The following is a 1783-nucleotide window of genomic DNA, read 5'->3' as shown; positions in this document are numbered from 1 at the left end:
CCGGCCATGGTCTCTATAATACAGGAAAAATCCTTATCGTTCAAATCCACAACTTTTCCATGCAAGCCACTTTTAGTGACTATTTTATCACCTTTCTTTAATGCTTGCGAAAATTTCTTTTCATCTTTTTGACGTTTCATCTGCGGACGTATCATAAAAAAATATGCAACGGCGAAGATGAGTATCATTGGTAGAAATTGTCCTATATCACCCATAATATTTTGTTGAGTTTTGTACTACTTATTTAACAGGACCTACTGCTGCTGAAGGTGCTCCATCTTTGGGGTTAACAAATGCTTTAATTCTTAGAACTTCTTTTCCTTTTTCCGTATTCGCAGTTACGGTAATGGTCTTAGTAACCTGATTTTGGCCAGAACCATTAAACTTAACAAGAAGTTCAGCTGTTTCACCCGGTGCAATTGGATCTTTAGGTGGATTAGGAACTGTACACCCGCAACTACTGGTTGCATTTGTAATAATTAAGGGCGCATTACCTGTGTTTGTAAAATTAAAGATAGTCTCCTGTGGAGTACCTTGGGTGATGGTTCCGAAATCGTGTTCCGTTTTTTCAAAATTCATTACAGGCAGATTTTTGGCCTGTACGTCTCTTTCTGCTGCCACTTCAACATTTTCAGTATTTACTTTACTCGAAGCATTCTCCTTGCAAGAGCCAAGCACTAATACTGCGGTTAAACCGAGGGCAATAAATAATCTTTTCATTTTAATTCAAGTTTAAGATTTGCATGCAAAATTAAGAAATATTTGTTTATAATAAGCCTCTACCTGTTTTTTTCAATTTTCCATTAATCCTATATTCTTTTACCAATTTATCCAATATGCCATTAATAAAGATACTGCTCTTAGGTGTAGAATACTCTTTAGCAATTTCTAAATACTCATTAATGGTGACTCGCTCGGGTATGGAAGAAAAACCGGTTAGCTCGCAAATGGCCATCTTTAAAAGTATCGCATCTATATCGGCTATTCTATCCTTATCCCAGTTAGGTGTCTTTATTTGAATTTCTTCTTCGAATTTTTTATTGTTTAAGAGCGTTTTTGTTAATAATTGATCAGCAAAGACCATATCATCTGTGTCTTTTAAAAGCTTCGGTAAAAAAAAGGATTGACTATATTCTTCATTTACCTTCCTCAATTGTTTGAGTACAAAAGTATTTACCAGGGGGATGTCGTCTACCCATGTTAATTTATCATCCTCAAAATATTCGTAAATCCTTTCATTTGGAGCTATAACCTCCTTAAAAAGACTTGCAATAAGATTTTTGTCCTCTTCATAGCTATGCGCACCATTAAGCATATATTGCTCAAAGAGTTCACTCTTTTTTATTTCATTAAACACTATTTTTACATAATCCTGGTGCAGATCCCAATTATTCAATTTCTTTTTATCCAATTCATTTTGCAACAGGGAATTAGTAACCATTTGCTTAAGTACTGCATTATTTAGAAACTTTTCCTTGTTCGGATATTTTTCGCCATTTTCATTCAAATATTTCTTAGACGATAACCTGATGAAATTTTCCTCCATTTTATGGAGTTCCATTAAAAGACTCAAAACAAGTAGATAGAGGGTATAAGTATTTTCAATGCTTACTCGGAGAAATTTTTTCTGTTTTTCTAATGATTCATCATGAGATAAGGTTAAGGCATAAATGCATTGCATCACTTTTACCCTGATTTGCCTTCGTGTAAGCATTTTAAAGAACCTTGTGTTAAATTAGAAATACAAAACGCCGCAAAAATACTAATCTATTTTAAATCCAAA

General features: G+C 33.9%; 3 protein-coding genes. All 3 read right to left on the bottom strand.

Translation table 11 applies throughout. The features are described 5' to 3' along the window. The coding region (gene yajC, locus WBN20_RS13745; RefSeq protein WP_424282100.1) for a preprotein translocase subunit YajC at nt 1-215 on the bottom strand (215 nt) is incomplete at its 3' end. 25 nt (nt 216-240) lie between these two features. Further along, on the bottom strand, nt 241-720 hold the full coding sequence (locus WBN20_RS13740; RefSeq protein ID WP_424282099.1) for a DUF1573 domain-containing protein: 480 nt from the start codon (nt 718-720) through the stop codon (nt 241-243). A 46-nt stretch (nt 721-766) separates the two neighbouring features. After that, nucleotides 767-1714: a transcription antitermination factor NusB gene (gene nusB, locus WBN20_RS13735; protein ID WP_424271572.1), complete on the bottom strand. Its 948-nt coding sequence runs from the start codon at nt 1712-1714 to the stop codon at nt 767-769. Between the last annotated feature and the right edge of the window lie 69 nt (nt 1715-1783).

The organism is Eudoraea sp. (assembly GCF_049665975.1).
Taxonomy (GTDB): Bacteria; Bacteroidota; Bacteroidia; order Flavobacteriales; family Flavobacteriaceae; genus Eudoraea.
This window is presented reverse-complemented; position numbering and strand designations above follow the sequence as displayed.

What these genes read in the sequence shown, in the direction of transcription:
- WBN20_RS13740 (WP_424282099.1), bottom strand. Translation starts at nt 720, where the DNA reads ATGAAAAGATTATTTATTGCCCTCGGTTTAACCGCAGTATTAGTGCTT.
- nusB (WP_424271572.1), bottom strand. Translation starts at nt 1,714, where the DNA reads ATGCTTACACGAAGGCAAATCAGGGTAAAAGTGATGCAATGCATTTAT.